This is a genomic window from Micromonospora fiedleri (genome assembly GCF_016774385.1).
GTDB classification, from domain to species: Bacteria; Actinomycetota; Actinomycetes; order Mycobacteriales; family Micromonosporaceae; genus Micromonospora; species Micromonospora gifhornensis.
In genome coordinates this window covers 1-440 of the sequence record NZ_JAETXL010000119.1, presented here as the reverse complement: position 1 = coordinate 440, position 440 = coordinate 1, and the positions used below count along the sequence as shown (strand labels likewise).

Sequence of the window (440 nt, the reverse complement as noted above, 5' to 3'; positions counted from 1 at the left end):
GCGGGAGGCCTGTGTGTTTTACACATCTCTACTAGCCGCGGTCCTGGGCGAACCGGCCGCCGCAGGTGACCAGGCTCAGCCCGGCGACAGCGCCCGGGCCATACACCAGGGCGGTGGGAAAACCGTCCTGCGGGTACGCCACGACACCGTCGACGGCGAAGCGGACCACTGTCGCGTCGGCCCGGGCGATGTGGACGGTGTCGCCGGGACGCAACCGCCCCAGGTCGAAGAAGACAGCCGGCCCGACCGGAGAAGCGACATGGCCCACCAGCACCGCGTTGCCCATCTCACCGGTGCCGACACCGGGGGAGTACCAACCGGCCACCCCAGGTCCGTCCGACGGGGGCACCCCCACGCCCCCGGCCGGCCCCGCCGCCCCACGCGGCGATGGCGCGCGTGCGCCGACGCGCGCTCTCGCGAGCCCGCCCGCGGCCGCCGCC

Annotated in this window: 1 protein-coding gene; it reads right to left on the bottom strand. The window is 74.8% G+C overall.

The window, feature by feature from the left end:
* Positions 1-31: 31 nt before the first annotated feature.
* A complete protein-coding gene (locus tag JMF97_RS31875) occupies positions 32-325 on the bottom strand; it encodes a sortase domain-containing protein (RefSeq protein ID WP_307817157.1) in 294 nt (97 codons plus the stop codon).
* Between the last annotated feature and the right edge of the window lie 115 nt (positions 326-440).